This is a genomic window from Bradyrhizobium sp. DN3 (genome assembly GCF_041357655.1).
Taxonomy (GTDB): domain Bacteria; phylum Pseudomonadota; class Alphaproteobacteria; order Rhizobiales; family Xanthobacteraceae; genus Bradyrhizobium.
Map to the genome: position 1 here is coordinate 15,101 of NZ_JAULLN010000039.1, position 17,800 is coordinate 32,900.

General features: G+C 62.2%; 18 protein-coding genes and 1 pseudogene. 8 read left to right on the forward strand and 11 right to left on the reverse strand.

Translation table 11 applies throughout. The features are described 5' to 3' along the window. Window positions 1-79: 79 nt before the first annotated feature. Entirely contained in the window at window positions 80-391 is a 312-nt protein-coding gene (locus tag AAE027_RS35620; protein WP_091896601.1) for a DUF1272 domain-containing protein, read from the forward strand. Between the two features lie 122 nt (window positions 392-513). On the opposite strand, the gene fahA is transcribed toward AAE027_RS35620, so the two are convergent. The 5 genes from fahA to AAE027_RS35645 form a co-directional block, all read right to left on the reverse strand. Continuing rightward, window positions 514-1,785, reverse strand: coding sequence for a fumarylacetoacetase (gene fahA / locus AAE027_RS35625; protein WP_370990563.1), 1,272 nt, complete (start codon window positions 1,783-1,785; stop codon window positions 514-516). A gap of 198 nt (window positions 1,786-1,983) precedes the next feature. After that, entirely contained in the window at window positions 1,984-3,330 is a 1,347-nt protein-coding gene (gene hmgA / locus AAE027_RS35630) for a homogentisate 1,2-dioxygenase (RefSeq protein ID WP_370990564.1), read from the reverse strand. A gap of 2 nt (window positions 3,331-3,332) precedes the next feature. After that, window positions 3,333-4,289 carry an MBL fold metallo-hydrolase gene (locus tag AAE027_RS35635; protein ID WP_370990565.1) on the reverse strand — a complete coding sequence of 319 codons (957 nt, stop codon included), beginning with the start codon at window positions 4,287-4,289 and terminating at the stop codon, window positions 3,333-3,335. 24 nt (window positions 4,290-4,313) lie between these two features. Next, on the reverse strand, window positions 4,314-4,538 hold the full coding sequence (locus AAE027_RS35640) for a DUF2783 domain-containing protein (RefSeq protein ID WP_128930744.1): 225 nt from the start codon (window positions 4,536-4,538) through the stop codon (window positions 4,314-4,316). Window positions 4,539-4,546: 8 nt separating this feature from the next. Next, window positions 4,547-6,160 carry an FAD-dependent oxidoreductase gene (locus AAE027_RS35645; RefSeq protein ID WP_370990566.1) on the reverse strand — a complete coding sequence of 538 codons (1,614 nt, stop codon included), beginning with the start codon at window positions 6,158-6,160 and terminating at the stop codon, window positions 4,547-4,549. A 110-nt stretch (window positions 6,161-6,270) separates the two neighbouring features. Between AAE027_RS35645 and AAE027_RS35650 the strand changes: the two genes are divergently transcribed. Next, window positions 6,271-6,813, forward strand: coding sequence for a MarR family winged helix-turn-helix transcriptional regulator (locus AAE027_RS35650; RefSeq protein ID WP_370990567.1), 543 nt, complete (start codon window positions 6,271-6,273; stop codon window positions 6,811-6,813). Window positions 6,814-6,925: 112 nt separating this feature from the next. Here the strand turns inward: AAE027_RS35650 and AAE027_RS35655 are convergent, their stop codons facing one another. Continuing rightward, window positions 6,926-7,366, reverse strand: coding sequence for a hypothetical protein (locus tag AAE027_RS35655; RefSeq protein WP_370990568.1), 441 nt, complete (start codon window positions 7,364-7,366; stop codon window positions 6,926-6,928). Window positions 7,367-7,410: 44 nt separating this feature from the next. On the opposite strand from AAE027_RS35655, the gene AAE027_RS35660 reads away from it, so the two are divergent. Further along, window positions 7,411-7,629 (forward strand): hypothetical protein, encoded by a 219-nt coding sequence (locus tag AAE027_RS35660; RefSeq protein WP_370990590.1) that lies wholly within the window; start codon window positions 7,411-7,413, stop codon window positions 7,627-7,629. Here AAE027_RS35660 and AAE027_RS35665 read toward each other — a convergent pair. Continuing rightward, window positions 7,549-8,210, reverse strand: a pseudogene (locus AAE027_RS35665) (phytochelatin synthase family protein). The gene AAE027_RS35660 and the pseudogene AAE027_RS35665 overlap by 81 nt on opposite strands. Before the next feature lie 392 nt (window positions 8,211-8,602). After that, entirely contained in the window at window positions 8,603-9,292 is a 690-nt protein-coding gene (locus AAE027_RS35670) for a response regulator transcription factor (RefSeq protein ID WP_370990569.1), read from the reverse strand. A gap of 297 nt (window positions 9,293-9,589) precedes the next feature. On the opposite strand from AAE027_RS35670, the gene AAE027_RS35675 reads away from it, so the two are divergent. The 3 genes from AAE027_RS35675 (at window position 9,590) to AAE027_RS35685 (ending at window position 12,587) form a co-directional block, all read left to right on the forward strand. Further along, on the forward strand, window positions 9,590-10,060 hold the full coding sequence (locus AAE027_RS35675) for a hypothetical protein (protein WP_370990570.1): 471 nt from the start codon (window positions 9,590-9,592) through the stop codon (window positions 10,058-10,060). A gap of 65 nt (window positions 10,061-10,125) precedes the next feature. After that, window positions 10,126-12,051: a potassium transporter Kup gene (locus AAE027_RS35680; RefSeq protein ID WP_370990571.1), complete on the forward strand. Its 1,926-nt coding sequence runs from the start codon at window positions 10,126-10,128 to the stop codon at window positions 12,049-12,051. A gap of 131 nt (window positions 12,052-12,182) precedes the next feature. Further along, the gene (locus AAE027_RS35685; protein ID WP_370990572.1) at window positions 12,183-12,587 is read left to right on the forward strand and encodes an alpha/beta fold hydrolase; all 405 of its coding nucleotides are present in this window, start codon (window positions 12,183-12,185) and stop codon (window positions 12,585-12,587) included. Here AAE027_RS35685 and AAE027_RS35690 read toward each other — a convergent pair. The 3 genes from AAE027_RS35690 to AAE027_RS35700 form a co-directional block, all read right to left on the reverse strand. Next, window positions 12,571-12,960, reverse strand: coding sequence for an MBL fold metallo-hydrolase (locus tag AAE027_RS35690; protein WP_370990573.1), 390 nt, complete (start codon window positions 12,958-12,960; stop codon window positions 12,571-12,573). The two genes, AAE027_RS35685 and AAE027_RS35690, sit on opposite strands and share 17 nt — an antisense overlap. Continuing rightward, window positions 12,950-13,645: an MBL fold metallo-hydrolase gene (locus tag AAE027_RS35695; RefSeq protein WP_370990574.1), complete on the reverse strand. Its 696-nt coding sequence runs from the start codon at window positions 13,643-13,645 to the stop codon at window positions 12,950-12,952. The genes AAE027_RS35690 and AAE027_RS35695 overlap by 11 nt, the downstream gene beginning before the upstream one ends. A gap of 472 nt (window positions 13,646-14,117) precedes the next feature. Further along, complete coding sequence (locus AAE027_RS35700; protein ID WP_370990575.1) at window positions 14,118-14,924, reverse strand: N-acyl homoserine lactonase family protein; 807 nt, start codon at window positions 14,922-14,924, stop codon at window positions 14,118-14,120. A 381-nt stretch (window positions 14,925-15,305) separates the two neighbouring features. Here AAE027_RS35700 and AAE027_RS35705 point away from each other — a divergent pair, with 381 nt between their 5' ends. After that, complete coding sequence (locus AAE027_RS35705; RefSeq protein WP_370990576.1) at window positions 15,306-16,835, forward strand: caspase family protein; 1,530 nt, start codon at window positions 15,306-15,308, stop codon at window positions 16,833-16,835. A gap of 144 nt (window positions 16,836-16,979) precedes the next feature. After that, complete coding sequence (locus tag AAE027_RS35710) at window positions 16,980-17,651, forward strand: OmpA family protein (RefSeq protein WP_370990577.1); 672 nt, start codon at window positions 16,980-16,982, stop codon at window positions 17,649-17,651. The last annotated feature ends 149 nt before the right edge of the window (window positions 17,652-17,800 follow it).

Consider the following 17,800-nt stretch of genomic DNA (forward strand, 5'->3'; position numbering starts at 1 on the left):
GCTGAAATCGAGGGAACTACGTCATTCGCGCCGCGGGCGCGATCTGCGATGATCCCGGCCAATCCGCGGAGATTCAACCATGGCGCTCCAGCTTCGACCGAACTGCGAATATTGCGACCGCGACCTACCGCCTGATGCAACCGACGCGCGGATCTGCTCGTATGAATGCACATTCTGTGCGGATTGCGTGGAGACGAAACTCTTCAACGTCTGCCCGAACTGCGGCGGCGGTTTTGCCCCGCGCCCGATCAGGCCGGCGCAGGAATGGCGGCCGGGTGTGTGCACCGCGAAGCAGGTGCCGTCCGACAAGCGGGTGCATCTGAAGTACAGCCTGGACGATGTCGCGGCGCATTGCGCGCGGATCAAGGACGTAGCGCCGGAGAGGCGGTGAACTCCTGCCACACCGGCATTGCGAGGAGCCCTTGCGACGAAGCAATCCAGAATCCCTCCGCAGAGAGATTCTGGATTGCTTCGCTGCGCTCGCAATGACGGAGGTCGTGGCGGCGGCGCGCCCTACTCCGCCGCCAAAATCGTCCCCTCGACCTCGCCGAACCCGACGCGGTATCCCTTGCCCTGACACCAGCCGCGCATGACGAGGCTGTCGCCGTCTTCCAGGAACGACCGCTTGATGCCGCCGGGCAATTCGACCGGCTCGGTGCCGTTCCAGCTGATCTCGAGCAGGCTGCCGCGCTGATCCTTCTCCGGACCGGAGATGGTGCCGCTCCCTAGGAGATCGCCGACATTCATGGCGCACCCGCTGGAGGCGTGGTGCATGAGCTGCTGCACCGAGGACCAGTACATGTATTTGAAATTGGTGCGGCTGATGCTGGCGGTGGCGTTGGCGCCGGCAGCGCGCAAGGACACGTCGAGTGCAATATCGTAGTTCTGCGGCTTGCTCTGCTTGAGATAGTCGAGCGGCACCGGCTCCTGCTCCGGCCCCTTCAGCCGGAACGGCTCCAGCGCCTCGCGCGTCACCACCCACGGGCTGATCGAGGTTGCGAACGCTTTTGCCAGGAACGGACCGAGCGGCACATATTCCCATTGCTGGATGTCGCGCGCGCTCCAATCGTTGAGCAGCACGAAGCCGAAGATCATCTCCTCGGCTTGGCTCTCGCGTAGCATGCCGCCCATCGGCGATGGCTGGCCGATCACGACGCCCATCTCCAGCTCGAAATCGAGCCGCTTGCACGGCGCAAAGCTCGGAAGCTCGACGTTCGGCAGCTTCAGCTGCCCGCGCGGGCGCTTCACCTTGGTACCTGACACCACGACGGTGGAGGCGCGGCCGTTATAGGCGATCGGCATATGCAGCCAGTTCGGCTGCAACGCATTGTCCTTGCCGCGGAACATCACGCCGACATTGGTGGCGTGCTCCTTGGAGGAATAGAAATCGGTGTAGCCCGAGACGGAGAAGGGCAGATGCAGTCTTGCATCGCGCATCGGCACCAGCGCGCGGCTGCGCAGCTCCTCGTTGTCGCGCAGCTCCGGATGATCGTGACGCAAGAGCTCGCTGATCCGTGCCCGCGTCTTGGTCCAGACCTTCGGTCCCAGCGCCATGAAGGGATTGAGCGAGGCCCCGGAGAACACACCGAGCGGACCAACGTCGAGCCGCGAGTCCTGCTCGAGCTCCCAGAGATCGAGCACGTAATTGCCGATCGCAACACCCACGCGCGGCGTCGGATTGCCCACAGTCGAGAACACGCCGTAAGGCAGGTTCTGGATCGGGAAGTCGGAAGCGGAATCGACGTCGATGAAGGAGCGGAGGCTGGGGTCGTTGGGGTGGGGCATTGGTTTTCCGTGGCGCAGCGGTGGCGGTGTCACCCTCCCCTGGAGGGGGAGGGTCGGCTCGTATTGAGCGCAGCGAAATATGAGACGGGGTGGGGTGATCTCTCAACATGAGCACTGTTGGACGTGGAGAGACCGTCACCCCACCCCGCTCGCGCTACGCGCGATCGACCCTCCCCCTCCAGGGGAGGGTAAGAAGCCTCACGGCCTGTTCGGGTCGAACCGCTTCTCCAGGCCCTTCCAGCACTCCGCATAGTCGTCCTGCAGCGTCGACGACTTCGCGGCATGCGCGGTGACGCGCTGCGGATAGCGGGTCTCGAACATGAAGGCCATGGTGCCGGTCAGCTTCACGGGCTTCAGTTCGCCATTGCTGGCATGCTCGAACGCGTCGCGATCGGGACCGTGCGGCAGCATGCAATTGTGCAGGCTGATGCCGCCGGGGACGAAGCCTTGCGGCTTGGCATCGTAGACGCCGTAGATCAGGCCCATGAACTCGCTCATGATGTTCATGTGATACCAGGGCGGGCGGAAGGTGTTGTCGGCGACCATCCAGCGCTCGGGGAAGATCACGAAGTCGATATTCGCGGTGCCCGCCGTCTCCGAGGGCGATGTCAGCACCGTGAATATCGACGGATCAGGATGGTCGAAGCTGATCGCGCCGACCGGCGAGAATGTGCGCAGGTCGTACTTATAGGGCGCGTAATTGCCGTGCCAGGCGACGACGTCGATCGGCGAATGGGCGAGCTGAGTCTTGAACAGCGACCCACCCCATTTCACGTAAAGCTCGGTCGGCGTGTCCTTGTCCTCGTAATACGCGACCGGCGTCAGGAAGTCGCGCGCATTGGCGAGGCAATTGGCGCCGATCGGCCCGCGCTCCGGCAGCGTGAAAGCGCCGCCATAGTTTTCACAGAGATAGCCGCGCGCCGGACCGTTCGGGATTTCGACGCGGAACTTGACGCCGCGCGGGATCACCACGATCTCGCCGGGCTCGGCATCGATGCGGCCGAACTCGGTGACGATACGCAAGACGCCCTGCTGAAGCACGAACATCAGCTCGCCGTCGGCATTGTAGAAATGCTGGTCCACCATCGACTTGGTGATGAGGTAGACATGCGCCGCCATGCCGGCCTGCGTGTTGACGTCACCCGCGGTCGTCATGGTCTGCACGCCCTGGAGGAAGGTCACCTCCTCCTTCGGAATCGGCGTCGGATCCCAGCGCAGCTGCGCGATCGGCAGATCGTATTCGTGGCACGGCGCCGAACGCCACAGCCCGGCATCGATCTTCTCGAAGCGGCCGGAATGCTTCACCGACGGGCGGATACGGTACAGCCAGGAGCGCTCATTGGTGCCGCGCGGCGCGGTGAAGGGCGAGCCCGAGAGCTGTTCGGCATAGAGGCCATAGGCGCAGCGCTGCGGCGAGTTGCGCCCGATCGGCAGCGCGCCCGGCAGCGCCTCGGTCTCAAAACTGTTGCCGAAGCCGGACATGTAGCCCGGCGTCACCTGTGCGGAACTGCGAACGATCTGATCGGGCGAGGTGTTGATGTTCATGACTATCCTCCTCCTTGCAGGGCAGACCACATCTCCTGATCGCGCTTGTCGGTCCAGATCACGGGGTCGTCGATCCCCGACGCTTCGTCGAAGGCGCGCGACACGTTGAACGGCAGGCAGTGCTCGTAGATGGCGAAGCTCGAAAATTTCGGATCCATCACTTCGCGCGTCGCCGCCATCGTCTCCTTCAAGGTGCGGCCCTTGGCGACGGAGATTTCGGCCGCGCCATAGAGTGTGGAGACGAAATCACGCGTCATCGCGATGGCCTCGCGCCCGGTGGCGAGGCCCTTCAGGGCATCGCCGCGGCCCGGCGCGATCGCCTTCGGATTGAAGTTGCGGATCTCGTTCAGCGTCATCGGCCATTCGCGCAAATGCGCATCGCCGCAATAACAGGCCGAGTGATATTCGATGAGATCGCCGGAGAACATCACCTCGGCATCCGGCACCCAGGCGACGATGTCGCCGGAGGTGTGGCCGGCCCCTAACTGCATCAGGCGCACCTCGCGCTTTCCCAGATAGATCGACATCTCGCCTTCGAAGGTCAGCGTCGGCCAGGTCAGGCCGGGGATGCTCTGCGCGTCCTGGAACAGGCGCGGGAAGCGGCCGTATTCGGAATCCCAATCCTGCTTGCCGCGCTCTTCGATCAGCCGGTAGGTCTCCTGCGAGGCGACGATACCTTGCGCCTTGTAGGCGGATGCGCCCAGCACGCGCACCGCATGATAGTGCGACAGCACGACATATTTGATCGGCTTGTCGGTGACGGTGCGCACGCGCTCGATCACCTTGTTCGCCATCGCCGGCGTTGCCTGTGCATCGAACACGAGGCAGCCGTCGTCGCCGACAATGACGGCCGTGTTGGGATCGCCCTCGGCGGTGAAGGCATAGAGATCGGTGCCGATCTCGGAGAAGGTGATCTTCTTCTCGGAGAGATCGCCCGTGGATGCGAAGTTCTTCGCCATCAATTCGTCCTTCAAGTCATTGGGTTATTGTTGTTGCTGTTGTTGCTGCTGGCCGTCGATCATGCGCCGCTTGGCAAGGCCGATCGCTTCGCGCAGCACGTCGATGTCGCCGATATGGTTGGCGAGGATCAGCACCAGCGCCGCGTCGAAATCGGCGCTCTGCTCCTCGGTGAGGCCGCGATGCGCCTCGACGATGGCGCGAAAGGCATCGTCGGGACGCGCGAAGTTGGAGTTGGTGGAGAGCGGCATGCGAAACCTCAATACAAACCTTCGGCCCGCGCCAGCGCCGCCGCGATCGTCGCACGCGTCGGGCGGCGGAAGCGCGCTGCGACATAACCGTCGGGCCTCAGCAGATAGGTGGCACCCGGCTCGGCGCCGTAGCGCTTTGCGACCAGGCCCGAGGGATCGGCAAGTCCGCCCTCATCTCCAATGCAGATGCCCTTGATGCCATCGGGCACATCGACCGGCGCGCCATTGCTGAACGACAGCAAGGTGAAGTCCGTTCCACCCTTGCGGAAGGCATCCGTCAGATAGATCAGCTCGCCGGCGCGCGTTGCGACGGGCGCGTCGAGCATGGAACAGCCGGGCGACGGTCCACCGCGCCACGTATCGGCATCGAGCGAGGACAGCGGCGAGTGGTAGCTGCACGGCACCGACAGCCGGCCGGCATTGACCATGCGCTTGCCGAACTCGGTCTCCTTGGCGAGCGACAGCACCGCCTTGCGCAACCGCGCTTCCTGGTGCGAGTTCGGCGCCATGAAATCGGTCGAGCGGGTGGATTCGCGGATGTTCTCGTCGGCCGCCATGCTGCGCTCGACATGGTAGCTCTCGAGCAGGCTCGCGGGCGAAGTCCCGCGCAGCACGCGAACGAGCTTCCAGGAGAGGTTTTCGGCATCCTCGAGTCCCGAGTTGGCGCCACGTGCGCCGAAGGGCGAGACCTGGTGCGCGGAATCGCCGGCAAAAATCACGCGGCCATGGATGAAGCGGTCCATCCGCCGGCATTGGAATTTGTAAAGCGAGATCCATTCGAACTCGAACTTGTCATGGCCGAGCATGCGCGCGATGCGCGGCCGCACGTTTTCCGGCTTCTTCTCGAGAACCGGATCGGCGTAGCGATTGAGCTGGAGATCGATGCGCCAGACGTCATCGGGCTGCCGGTGCAGCAGCGCCGAACGTCCGGCATGGAACGGCGGATCGAACCAGAACCAGCGTTCGGTCGGGAATTCCGCGGTCATCTTGACGTCGGCGATCAGGAACTGATCCTCGAACACCTGTCCCGCGAACTCGGCGCCGACCATCTGCCGCAGCGAGGACCGCGCGCCGTCACAGGCGATGACATATTGCGCGTGCAGCCGATAGGCTCCCTCCGGCGTTTCGATCGTCAGCGCGACGGCATCGTTGCGCTGACCCAGCGCCGTCACCTTGTTGCGCCAGCGTAGGTCGATCGCAGGCAGATCCTGGATGCGATCGACCAGATAGGCTTCGGCGTAATATTGCTGAAGGTTGATGAAGGCCGGGCGCTTGTGACCGTCCTCGGGCAGCAGATTGAATTGGTAGAGCTGCGACTCGCCGTGAAAGATCCGTCCGACGCTCCACACCACGCCCTTCTTGACCATGCGGTCGCCGACGCCGAGGCGGTCCCAATATTCCAGCGAACGCTTCGAGAAGCAGATCGCGCGCGAGCCTTCGCCGATACGGTCGGCATCGTCCAGAAGCACGACGCGCTGGCCGCGCTGGGCAAGATCGATCGCGAGCGACAACCCCACCGGGCCCGCACCAACGACCACGACAGGATGCGCGGCCGGGTCCTGGCCCGGACGATCCTGATCGGGGTGGCGGCGATAGCCGAACTGGGATTTGGCCTGCGCCATGCGCTAACCTTTCTCTCTGGTCAGGAGAGGACTGATCTGCTAGATAGTCTCACGTGCAACTATTTTGGACCGGAGCCGGCCGGCCGTCAACTGAATTCGGAGCGCTTTCCTTGGCGAGGACATCCAGCGACATCGCGCTGAAGGCACGGCAAGCCGACGAGGCTTCGCCGCGGCCAAAGCCCCGGCTCGATCTGTTCAAATTCGTGCCGTTCCGCCTCAACCGGCTCGCGGCTGAGGTGAGTTCCGCGCTCGCGGTCGAATATCAGGAGCGGCATGGCCTCGACATTCCGGCATGGCGCGTGATCGCCACGCTCGGCTTCCGCAATGATGCCTGCAGCGCGCAATTCATCTCGCAATGCACCCGCACGCACAAATCGACCATCAGTCGGGCGGTGACGATGCTGCTGCACCAGGGATTGATCGAGCGGGTCGAGAACGAAGCCGACCGTCGCGAATTCCGCCTGCAACTGACGAAGAAGGGCCGCGCGCTCTATGAGGAGCTATTCCCGCAATTGCTGCGGCGGGAAGACGAGATCCTCGCCTGCCTCTCTGCGCAAGAGCGCAAGCAGCTCTCGGCGCTGCTCGGCAAGATCGAGCAGAGTCTCGACCTGATCCAGACCAGCGAAGAGGCGGACGCCAAGCAGGCGTATTAGGGTGGGTAGCTATAGCGGAAATCGACGAAACATAGGCCAAGGTCTGCTACGGGCCCAACAGGCGACATTCCCTGCTTGGCCTGATATGAAAGAGGCCGCTACGTGGCATCGGTCAAAATTGAAACGGACTAACCGAAACGGAAATCTTGCCGTCTGCGGTTAGTTCCACCTCGAAGTCCACTTCCTTTTGCGCTGTCACATCCTCAACGGTCGCAGACAATAAGGCGGTACAGGTAACTGCTCGCTTGGCTTTGCTTCTTGAATTTGTGCTTATCGCATCATCCAACCTGTAAGAGGCACCTTGTCTCGCCTTTTCCCAAATCGCTAGTTTTTCGGCCTCTGTGGTCGCATGACTTATCATCGCCGCAACCGCGCTCGAATTCATAACGGCGTAGTTGACAAGCGCGTTGTTGCTGTCGTCCGAAACGATCTTAATCACTGTATTACGCGCATCCAAAGAATTACACTCGGGCATCGTTCCGGCACAACCGCCCAGCAAAAGTAAAACAGGGAGACGCGCTAAAACCGACTGTCCTTCCAGAAAATGCTTCATCGGAATCCGGACCACATCAGACAGCCGACGTCGTGACGGCTGCAGTGCTGTTCGATCAGGGCCACGAGCAGACCCGTCGCAAGGCCGCTGCTCGCAGCTTTGTTTTATTCGATCGCCTGGTCATCTCCACCGCCTCGCTCGCCTTCCCAGGGCTGTACGTGACAGGCCGCAGGGATTTGCAATTACTCGATCAGCAGCAGCCCGCGCTTCTTATCGCCATCGTACGTATTCACAGCTGCGAACAGCCGCTTTCGCTCGACTAGCCATGGCTGGTAATTGGAATTGACATCGAGCACGAAAACTAGATCTTCGGCTTCCAGATAGCCGCCAATGGGCGAATGATGTCCAACACCAGCACCAAAAATTTGCGCGCGATTGAAATTCACGATGTAGCGCCGGCTTGGATCGTGGAGCGACGCAAATGTTCCAGAAACTGACCCTCGCTGAGATTACGCAAGACCGTGACTTTGCGGCTCGTGTTGGTCCGCGCCACCTCGGCCAGTTCGTCAAGCGTGAGACCCAGGATGCATAAGCCCGTCCAGCACCGCCCGGTGCCGGCCAACACCTTACCCTCCGTGCTTGCCGTCTCGCCGAGCGACCTATACGCATTCGCAACAGCTGCAGGTCCGCAACGAGAGCTATTTGATTGCCAGTTCACGTTCCTATGGAATGTGGCGGCCACTGGCAGGTGCCACGCGCGTTCCATAAGCTCCGGTGTACGTGTTACCGAGAATGCAATGGCTTCTGTCGGCACGCGTGACTGGCCGACGACAAGGGCCCCGGCACCCAGCAGGCCCGCAGTGACAACCGTGCAGATAATGCTGACTGAGCGCCACCGCTTCATGGGTCTGAACCTGGCAGCAGTCCGACTGGAGGCTGGCCAGATTATATCCTTAAGCTGATTGGCGGAAGCGACCCCAAGTAAACGTCCGTTGAAGGTCATTCGCGTCGATTTGGCCGCGTCGCCACCACGTCCGGTCTGGCGTCAGCTGCTGACGTCCGGGCGCTATCGCGATCTTCGCCTTCGGGTCAAACTGAGAAAAGCTCAACGAGAGCAATTCGCATCCGCTAGACCCTGCGAAGCAGAACTCTAAAAGGCTATCCGCGGTTTCGCCGATGGGCCAAAGGCGGACATCCCTGATCACATTCGATCACCACGTTGCGCGAACCACCAAACTCAAATGAACAAGCGCCGCAGCCCGGTCGGGTTAGGCAGACTGCGATCTCACCATGCGCTCAATCAGGGGCGCGGAAACGGTAGCCGATACCGGTCTCGGTCAGGATGTATTCCGGTCGGTCCGGCTCGTCTTCGATTTTTTGCCTTAGCTGGCGAACATAGACCCGAAGGTGTTGCGGATCCGTGTTCTGATCCCAAAGTTTTCCGAGGAGAAACCGATGCGTCAGCACTTTTCCGGCGTGCTGCACCAGCAGTCGCAGGAGGTCGTACTCCTTGCGCGAAAGCGGCACCTCGCGAGCGCGCACCCTCACAGTGCGGCGGACGAGATCGATCGACAGATCGCCGATCCGGAACTTCGGGCGCTCACCGTGGATTTGCAGGCGGTCGCGCAGAGCTGCCCGCATCCGCGCAAGCAGTTCATTCATCTCAAACGGCACTGTAACGTAGTCGTCGGCGCCGCAATCGAGCGCCTCGACCTTGCCGGTTTCGTCACCTCCACCGGACAGCACGACGATCGCGACATGCTCGTTTTGCGCGCGGAGCATGCGGAGCAGATCGAGGCCCTCCATGTCCGGCAGCCCGAAATCGAGGAGGATCACGTCAGGATTGTGCGATAGCAGATGCAGAGCGATCTTTCCGTTTGAAGCGTCAAGGATCTCATAGCCTTGCGTGACCAAGCCCATCCTGAGCAGCTTTCGGATCGACGGCTCGTCATCGACGATCAGAACCTTGACAGACCCAGTGCTCATGCAACCAGCCATGCCTCCGGTAGTGCTGGGATCGGCAGGCGGATAGCGCGCCGATGCGGTCGCTCAATTCTACCGCCGAAGTTCTGCCCATAGCTGCGGCATTGTGGCCGTGCACGGAGGCAAGCCAAGATCGTCTGCGCGACGGCAATGCGGCCGGAAGAGTCGTCTATATCAACGACCCCCGATTCCTATAAGATTCCTATATTCCGGCCCTCCGATAACTCTGGTTTCTCTATGTCCTTTGCATCCATCTTGCGGGTGCGGTCCGCATTCGCGCCATCGATGATGGAGTGTGCGTTGTCAACCGGAAGCGATGAGACTGAGCGTTTTGAACGGATGGCCGATGAGCTTCGCGGCGCAGGGGTGCTCACGACCGATCTGATCGCCAAGGTTGTTGCGGATGCCTGCACGCGAGTCTCAAGCCTGGCGAGAGCCGGCAAGGCGGCAGGTTTCGATCGCCTGATTCTCGCAGAGGCCTGGACGGAGGCGGCGCTCTCTCTGATCGAGTTGGAACTGCCGATGTGGCGCCTTCGCCGGCTGGTTTACGACGGCGGCGAGTGGGTCTGCTCGCTGTCCCGTCATCCCGATGTTCCGATCGAGTTCGACGAGATCGCCGAAGGGCGGCATGAAACGAGGGCGGTCGCGATTCTGTTGTCCTTAGTGGAGGCAAAGCGGCTTCTCACTACGACTGCACTTGTTAGCGCGCCATCCGTGCCACAGGTCCACCCCATAGCGGCAGATCCATTCTGCTGCGATAACTTCAGGTGAACCGGATGGATCTCCGTGCAGTGGTCCGATCCCTCCTCCGTGAGTACAGAGGTACTTGAAAAAACATGTCGACGAATAGTGCCGATCAGGCGGGGGCCGAGATTCAAGACTCGCAAACTGTCGATGGTCGGCAGCATGCCGGCTTCTGGGGCTTAACCCTCGGCGCCATCGGCGTCGTCTATGGCGACATTGGAACGAGTCCCCTCTATGCGGTGCATGAATCCGTGCTGGCGGCGGTTGGCCCCGGAAATCCGGCGAGCTACGAAGCTGTGCTTGGGATCCTTTCGCTGATCGTCTGGGCACTGCTCCTGGTCGTCACCCTCAAGTACGTCGTCATTCTGCTGCGTGCCGACAATCATGGCGAGGGCGGGACGCTCGCCTTGATGGCGCTCGCCAACAAGGCCATGGGCGCGCGAGCACCGATCATCGTGCTGTTAGGCATCATCAGCGGCGGCCTGTTCTATGGCGATGCGATCATCACCCCCTCGCTCTCCGTGCTATCGGCAATCGAGGGCATCAAGATCATCACCCCGGCGTTCGAACCTTATGTGGTCCCGATAACGGCCGCGATTCTGCTTGGCCTGTTTTCGGTGCAATCCCGCGGAACTGCACAGGTTGCCTCGTTCTTCGGCCCGATCACGCTGGTGTGGTTCATTGCACTCGCGCTGGCGGGCCTGTGGCACATCGCGCAGAATCCGTCGGTGCTGCTCGCGTTCGATCCCCTTCATGGCGTGCGCTTCCTTCTCGAGCACGGCATCGTCGGGCTGCTGACCTTGGGTGCGGTATTCCTGGTGGTAACGGGCTCGGAGGCGCTCTATGCCGACCTCGGCCATTTCGGTCGCGGACCGATCCGGACGGCCTGGCTGTTCGTCGCCTTGCCGGCACTGACGATCAACTATTTCGGCCAGGGCGCCTTGATCCTGGCGGACCCAGCGGCGATCGAGAATCCGTTTTTCCTGCTCTACCCGCAATGGGCCTTGATTCCGATGGTGATACTCGCCACCGCGGCGACCGTCATCGCCAGCCAAGCCGTCATTACCGGGGCCTACTCCGTGACCCAACAAGCAATCCAGCTGGGCCTGCTGCCGCGACTGGAAATCAGGCACACGTCCGAGGCCCTCGTCGGACAGATCTACATGCCGCGCGTCAACGGATTCCTGCTGGTCGGCGTTCTGGTGCTCGTCTTCATGTTTCGCTCGTCGAACGCGCTGGCCTCCGCTTACGGCATCGCCGTCACCGGCACCATGGTCGTGACGGCGATGCTCGCCTTTGTCGTGATTTGGAAGGTATGGAACTGGTCGTCCGCGGCAGCCGCGGCATTGGTCGCGCCCTTCCTGATGTTGGACCTCACCTTCCTTGGCGCCAACCTGCTGAAGGTCATGGAAGGCGGCTGGATGCCGTTGATGCTCGGGACCGCCATGGTGGCGATCATGTACACTTGGCGTCGCGGAACGACGGTTCTGGCGGCAAAGACCGCTAAGCTGCAAACCCCGTTGGACACTCTGGTGAAGATGCTGGAACGCTCGCCGCCGCCTCGCGCGCCAGGAACCGCCGTCTTTCTCACCGGCGATCCGAAGCATGCACCGACTGCGCTTATGCACAATCTCAAGCACAACAAAGTGCTGCACGACCGGAATGTTGTCCTGACGGTCGAGTATGGCCAGAGGCCGCATGTTCCGCCAGAGGAGCGCGTCCGCATTGAGCCTCTCGGGGATAGATTCCTTCGTGTCGTTCTGCGGTTCGGGTTCATGGACGTGCCGAATATCCCCCACGCCCTTGCCATCGCTCGCAAGGCGGGATGGCAGTTCGAGATCATGTCGACCTCGTTCTATCTGTCACGGCGCTCGCTCAGGATCGCCGCCAGGTCGGAAATGCCGCGCTGGCAAGATCGGTTGTTTATTGCTCTCGCCTCGGGAGCCAGCGATGCAACCAACTATTTCCGGATTCCGACCGAGCGCGTTGTGGAGATCGGCGCCCAGGTTGCGATCTAAATCGTATCACAGGTGCAATGTCTCCGTACGGTGCCCGACGTCCCAAGGCCGACGCGCGGATACCTCTATTGGACGCAATGTCTCAGATGCGTTGAACTCTCGTCGGAACGTGAGCGCAAGCGCGGACTACCATGCAGCCCGTGACGCAATACGCCAAAAGTGGCGACATCCACATCGCGTACCAAGCGTTCGGAGAAGGTCCGATCAATCTCGTCTTGGTTCCCGGCTTCGTATCGAATGTGGAGAATTATTGGGACGAGCCCGACCTCGCCCGTTTCCTGACCCACCTGGCAAGCTACGCCCGCGTTGTGATCTTTGATAAGCGCGGGACGGGCATGTCAGATCGGGCAACTGAGCTTCCCGGCCTGGATCAGCGCATGGTTAGCACGACGCTTAGCGCCATCGCGCATCGCACTACTCGTTCGGCATGGCTATGCGATTTAGATCCTCCAGCATCTGCTACAGCCAGCAATTGCACCCCGTTCGCGGCCGTGAGCGCGAGGATCGCGGGTGTCCTTGCTAAGCAGCGAAGATGAAGCGCGTACCCGTGTAGGAGCGTAGGAGCTTGTTCGGCATCTCGGCCCTGGCCATCTCGTAGAACGGCTCGCCAGTGCAGTGCAGTGGAATGACGTAGTCGATGTCGAGACCATTCAGCGCCGTGATCGTGTCGCGCACATAGTCCTCCTTGTAGGGCGCGAGGTGGAACCCGCCGATCACCGCATGAACCTTGCTGATACCCGAAGCCGCTTGGGCTTGTTTGATCGCGTTGATGACCCCGCGATGGCTGCAAGACATCAACACGACCAACCCGCGGCCTTTTAGATTGAATGCAGTGGCGATCTCGTGCCGGAACTGGTCCGGGACGACAGTCTTCGTCCGTTCGTCCTCCGGAAGCTTGTCAGCATCCAATGCCGTGATCCACGCCGATCTTCATGGCGCTGGGGGACAGCAGCTTCTCAAAGCTCGTTTGGCCGATATGCCCCGTGGTGAAGCCATGATCAGCGACCAGTGCCGGCCCTTCTGCATAGGTCACAGCAACATTGGCACCTTCCAGTGCCTTGCGATCCAAGACTCCGAAGTCGGCGCGAACCGGCGGAGCCGTCCATTGGCGGGAGCAGAATGCGTCCTCGCCGCCGATGTAAATTGGTAGCTTGGCTTTGAGCTTGGCGTTGTTTTGTTTAAGGAAGCCGGCAAGACCGCCAAAATGATCGTAGTGACCGTGGCTCAAGACAAGAGCATCAATCGCGGCCGGATCGATGCCTACGAGATTGGCGTTGTTGACCAGCGCGTCCGGTGTGAACCCGAAATCGACCAGGACATGTCGTGTTTCGGCGCCGCGCCGCGACTCGACGTGCATCGACAGGCCGAACTCACTGATCAACGTTTTACCCGGCGGCTTGCCACCGCCGATGCCCCAGCCGAAGTGCTCAATCTCAACGTCGGAAACCTTCCGGCTCGGCGCGACAGCGAATTGGTAGCTGTCGACGACCACGCGCACTGCCACACGATCGATCTCCGGAACCTTCCCGGCGATCGATTCTGCGCGTACCGGCTTCCCGCTGCCGATCAGCGTCGCCACGACGGCGGTGAACAAGGCAGCACCGCCGCCGCTACCACATCACGTCGATGAATTGCGTTGCATTGGCAAAGTAGCATGATCAAATCCTCCCTTTACGTGGCCCTTGCTGCCGCAAGGCATTACGCGGAAACGCACTCCAGGGCGGAGGCGTTGGGGCGCCGAACACACCAGCGTCTGGCAGCCCGCACACCGAGGATTAGACGCATCCTATCCCGCGCGGGATAGCGTGGCGAGTCACATTGGTCAGCTGAAGTCACAAGGCGACGTCCCACGGGTGGGGGCTGCGTGTCCGCTCGCCCCTCGAAAGCCGACATGCAGGATTCATAAGCACGCGACCTAGTTCGATCGCGGAGGTGCGCAAGCGCCGTCATGCGGACGATGCTTCGCATCGCCGCGAGAACCATGAAGGCCCCGCTGCTGCATCTCGGCCTTGATCCTTCGAGACGCACGCAAGAGCGCGCGCCTCAGGATGAGGGTCTGCGTCAGGCTATCTCGCAAACGATCGCGACGGCGGCAGGTGCAGCGCCCATGCATCGACCTTGTCGCTGGCGCGCGGATAGATCTCGGTCACGATCGGATCATGGCCGGGAATGAATCGATCAGGGTGACCGGCGAGGCGCTCGATCGTCTCCCAGGCCTGCGCCATGTCGCCGACATTGTAGACGATCGGGAACGGGCTCTTGCGCTGCAGATTGGCGTAGTAATGCGCGGCATCGGACGCCAGCACCACCGGTCCGCGCGCGGTCTCGACCTTGACCACCTGCAAGCCGTCGGAGTGGCCGCCGACGCGATGCACGGTGACGCCGGGCGCGACTTCGCCATCGCCGGAATAGAAGGTGACGCGCTCGCCATAGACATGGCGCACCATCTGCGTGACGTGCTCGACCGAGAACGGATGTCGCAGCAGTCCGTTGCACATGCAACGGCCCGTCGCGTAAGCCATCTCGCGCTCCTGGAGATGGAAGCGCGCATGTGGGAAGCGATCGAGATTGCCGGCGTGGTCGTAATGCAGATGCGTCACGATGACGTCGCGAATCGCGGCCGCGGCGACGCCGAAGCGCTCCAGCGCGTCGACCGGATTGAGCGTCAGCTTGCGCGCCCGCGCGCTCGCCTCCTCGGCGTTGAAGCCGGTGTCGACCAGGATGTCGCGACCGTGCCCTCGGATCAGCCAGACGAAATAGTCGAGATCCTGCGCCGCGCTGTCGTGCGGGTCGGGCACGAGGAAGTTCATGTGGGGGGTGCGCGGCGACATTGTCGCATAGCGCAGTGCGTAGATCTCGTAGACGTTTCCCATGACGCTGCTCTTTGTTTTGCTTTTTTCTGAGTGGACCTGCAGAGACGAGCCGGCGGACCAAGCCATTGTCCGTTGCAAAGGTCAAACACCTGAGGTTGCGGCGACCGCTGTCCTGCAATGTGAGACCAATCACATTTTGGTCGCCCTGGCTGCCCTAACGTCCCGCGGACAGGATCGAGCCAGATCGCATCGAGTGCAACCATGACAGCCTCTTTATTCCCCTTGCAGCGCGGCCATGCCTTGCGGTCGATCGTCGCGATAAAGTCGAATCTCCAAGCGGTTGACGCCCCCCATCCCGGGTCTGATAATGCATGGAGCGAAAGTTAAGGTCGCCGCGGCGCAAGCTGGGAACGGTGCCTTTTTGGCTGGACCGCGCTGATTATGAAAATTCGCTTCCTTTTTCTGCTGCCTTTGCTCATCTCGCTTGTTCCGACTGCGCCGTCGCTTGCGGCTGGCGACCGCTTTGCGCTGGTGATCGGTAACGCCAAATATCCGGATGCGGATGCCCCGCTGAAGGAACCGATCAATGATGCGCGCGACGTCGCCGACGAGCTCAAGCGCGACGGCTTTTCCGTCGAGATCGGTGAGAACCTGACCGGCGACGGCATGCGCCGCGCCTTCGACAAGCTCTACGGCAAGATCAAGCCCGGCTCCGTGGCGCTGGTGTTCTTCAGCGGTTTCGGCATCCAGTCCGCGCGTCAGAGCTACATGCTGCCGGTCGATGCGCAGATCTGGACCGAATCCGACGTGCGCCGCGACGGTTTCAGCCTGGAGACCGTGCTCGGCGAACTCAACACCCGCGGCGCTGGCGTCAAGATCGCGCTGGTCGACGCCTCCAGGCGCAACCCGTTTGAGCGCCGGTTCCGCAGCTTCTCGGCCGGCCTGACCCCGGTGATCGCGCCGAATGGCACGCTGGTGATGTATTCGGCGGCGCTGGCCTCGGTAGTCTCGGACGCCGGCGGCGAGCACAGCCTGTTCGTCCAGGAACTGCTGAAGGAAATCCGCGTCCCCGACCTGATGGCCGAGGAGACGCTGAACCGCACCAAGATGGGCGTCACCCGCGCCTCGCGGGGCGAGCAGGTGCCGTGGATATCCTCTTCATTGGCCGAAGATTTCTCGTTCATTCCAGGAGCCGGCGGATCGCGTCCGTCAACGACGCCGCCACCCGCGCCGCCGGCCGTGGTCGCCAACAACCCGCCACCGGCACCACCCGCGCCGCCGACACCGCCTTCGCCGCCGAAGCCGGCCGACACGGCTGCGGCTCCTGCACCTCCACCCCCTCCTGCGCCAGCACCGGCTCCCTCGCCGAAGCCGCAGGTCGAGGCTGCCCTGCCGCCACCGCCGCCGCCCGTGAAGCCGGTTGATCCCGGTCCCGCGCCGAGCACGGACAGCGGACCGAGCCCCGCCGTCCTGGCTGACGACCCCACGATCAAGAGCCTGACGGCCAAGATTGCCGCCAATCCGGACGACGTGAACGCGCTGTACCGGCGTGGCCAGGTCTATGCCAGCAAGGGCGCCTACAACCTCGCCATCAAGGATTTCGACGATACGCTCCGCATCAACGCGAAGGACGTCGAGGCGCTGAACAATCGCTGCTGGACCCGCACCGTGGTCGGCGATCTCCAGGGCGCGCTCAAGGATTGCAACGAGGCGCTGCGGCTGCGGCCGAACTTCGTCGATGCGTTGGACAGCCGCGGGCTCGTCAACCTGAAATCGGGCGCGGTCAAGAACGCCATCGCCGATTTCGACGCGGCCCTGAGGATCAACCCGCGCCTGACGTCCTCGCTCTACGGACGCGGCCTCGCCAAGCAGCGCAACGGCTCCGCCCAGGAAGGCGCGCTGGACATCGCCAATGCCAAGGCGATGGATCCGAACATCGTTCAGGAGTTCGCAAGCTACGGAGTGCGTTGATATTTTTTTCGGTTGAGGCAGCAGACGCCTCGAACCTTCAACAGCCCAAGGAAGACTAATGGGCGGATGCCGCAAGGGGGCCTTTCCCGAGGGCTATTGCAGGAATTTGGAAATGCGCGAGCTGGCTGCGCAGGAGGGACTGCTATGAAATTGGCTGCAAAGGGACTGACCGCGATCCTGTCCATCATCACCATCGGCGCCGCTCTGTCGCTGCCGGCTTCGCCCGTCTTCGCGGGCGACGAAAGCAACAGCAAGAACGTCACCGAGGACGAGATCGTCCGCGCACTCGCGCCGCCGCCGAAGAAGCCTTTGACCCGCGGCCTCTCGATCACCCCGCAGGCCGATCCCGCGCCGAACGCGGCGGAGACCAAGCTGATCCAGTCCGTGCGCGGCCGCTCGACGCGCTCGCTGTCGTCGACCGAACGCGAGGAGATCGCCTCCGTCGCCAAGGACAAGCCGAACATCGATCTCGAGATCACGTTCGACTACAACTCCGCCAATATCAGCACCAAATCGATGCCTTCGGTGCAGGCGCTCGGTCGCGCGCTGACCAGCCCCGACCTGAAGGGCTCGACCTTCGTGGTCGCCGGTCACACCGACGCCGCCGGCGGCGAAGCCTACAACCAGGACCTGTCGGAGCGCCGCGCGGATTCGATCAAGCGCTACCTCGTCGACAAGTACGGCATCTCGGCGACCGACCTCGTCACCGTCGGCTATGGCAAGAGCAAGCTGAAGGATCCGAGCCAGCCGATGGCGGAGGTCAACCGCCGCGTGCAGGTGGTCAACATGGAAAACAAGACCACCGCATCGAAGTAAGCACGACGCAATCCTTTGCAGTGACACGTCGTGATGTGGTGTAACGTCTCGCTTCCAAAGCGCGTCCCGCAGCCTTGCGGGACGCCGCTTTATTTCGGGGAAACGCTCTCGATAGGCCTCGTACGGACGGCCGTGAGCCAGGCCAGGGT

What these genes read in the sequence shown, in the direction of transcription:
- AAE027_RS35710 (WP_370990577.1), top strand. Translation starts at nt 16,980, where the DNA reads ATGAAATTGGCTGCAAAGGGACTGACCGCGATCCTGTCCATCATCACC.
- AAE027_RS35645 (WP_370990566.1), bottom strand. Translation starts at nt 6,160, where the DNA reads ATGGCGCAGGCCAAATCCCAGTTCGGCTATCGCCGCCACCCCGATCAG.
- fahA (WP_370990563.1), bottom strand. Translation starts at nt 1,785, where the DNA reads ATGCCCCACCCCAACGACCCCAGCCTCCGCTCCTTCATCGACGTCGAT.
- AAE027_RS35685 (WP_370990572.1), top strand. Translation starts at nt 12,183, where the DNA reads ATGCAGCCCGTGACGCAATACGCCAAAAGTGGCGACATCCACATCGCG.
- hmgA (WP_370990564.1), bottom strand. Translation starts at nt 3,330, where the DNA reads ATGAACATCAACACCTCGCCCGATCAGATCGTTCGCAGTTCCGCACAG.
- AAE027_RS35635 (WP_370990565.1), bottom strand. Translation starts at nt 4,289, where the DNA reads ATGGCGAAGAACTTCGCATCCACGGGCGATCTCTCCGAGAAGAAGATC.
- AAE027_RS35680 (WP_370990571.1), top strand. Translation starts at nt 10,126, where the DNA reads ATGTCGACGAATAGTGCCGATCAGGCGGGGGCCGAGATTCAAGACTCG.
- AAE027_RS35655 (WP_370990568.1), bottom strand. Translation starts at nt 7,366, where the DNA reads ATGAAGCATTTTCTGGAAGGACAGTCGGTTTTAGCGCGTCTCCCTGTT.
- AAE027_RS35620 (WP_091896601.1), top strand. Translation starts at nt 80, where the DNA reads ATGGCGCTCCAGCTTCGACCGAACTGCGAATATTGCGACCGCGACCTA.
- AAE027_RS35670 (WP_370990569.1), bottom strand. Translation starts at nt 9,292, where the DNA reads ATGAGCACTGGGTCTGTCAAGGTTCTGATCGTCGATGACGAGCCGTCG.
- AAE027_RS35700 (WP_370990575.1), bottom strand. Translation starts at nt 14,924, where the DNA reads ATGGGAAACGTCTACGAGATCTACGCACTGCGCTATGCGACAATGTCG.
- AAE027_RS35705 (WP_370990576.1), top strand. Translation starts at nt 15,306, where the DNA reads ATGAAAATTCGCTTCCTTTTTCTGCTGCCTTTGCTCATCTCGCTTGTT.
- AAE027_RS35640 (WP_128930744.1), bottom strand. Translation starts at nt 4,538, where the DNA reads ATGCCGCTCTCCACCAACTCCAACTTCGCGCGTCCCGACGATGCCTTT.